Source organism: Brasilonema bromeliae SPC951 (assembly GCF_012912135.1).
GTDB classification, from domain to species: Bacteria; Cyanobacteriota; Cyanobacteriia; order Cyanobacteriales; family Nostocaceae; genus Brasilonema; species Brasilonema bromeliae.
In genome coordinates, this window is record NZ_QMEB01000446.1 from 1 (window position 1) to 636 (window position 636).

Genomic DNA, 636 nt, shown 5'->3' on the forward strand with positions numbered 1-636 from the left:
GCAGGTGTAACTATGTCAGTCAGCAATGGGCCCGTTGAAGGGCATATTAATCGACTGAAAATGTTAAAGCGGCAAATGTATGGTCGTGCCAAGATAGACCTTCTTGAGCGACGATTCTTGTTAGCAACCTAAAGATTGAGAAGGCAGCTATGTTGCCTTTTTTCGGTATAATCTTTGTACTTCAAACTTCTCTAGACTTCAAACTTAATTATGAGCTACAGAAATCAATTTATCTGGCAAAGGGCAGTTCAACTTGCCATTAATTGCTATAAGTTTACGCGCCTATTCCCTCAGTCAGAATTGTATGGTTTAACCAACCAAATACGTCGTTCCGCAGTATCTGTAGCATCCAACATAGCCGAAGGATATGGAAGGCGCTCAAAACAAGAATACGTACAATTTTTGCATATTGCTTTAGGTTCTTTAAGAGAACTCGATACACAATTAATCATTGCTAAAGAAGTAGATTTGGCAGAGAAAAACCTTTTTACTCCCCTATTAAATGAAGTTGAGGAAATGCAAAGTATATTAGTTGCAAGTTTAAACAAACTCAAAGTTTGAATCTATAATTTCCTTCTTCCTCCTTCTGCCTTCTGCCCTCTGCCCTCTGCCTTCCCCCAAGCGAGATCACCAAAA

Annotated in this window: 1 protein-coding gene; it reads left to right on the plus strand. The window is 39.3% G+C overall.

Features of this window, described 5'->3' with window-relative positions; all coding sequences use genetic code 11:
• Nucleotides 1-210 precede the first annotated feature (210 nt).
• The gene (locus DP116_RS28390) at nucleotides 211-561 is read left to right on the plus strand and encodes a four helix bundle protein (protein ID WP_016862862.1); all 351 of its coding nucleotides are present in this window, start codon (nucleotides 211-213) and stop codon (nucleotides 559-561) included.
• The last annotated feature ends 75 nt before the right edge of the window (nucleotides 562-636 follow it).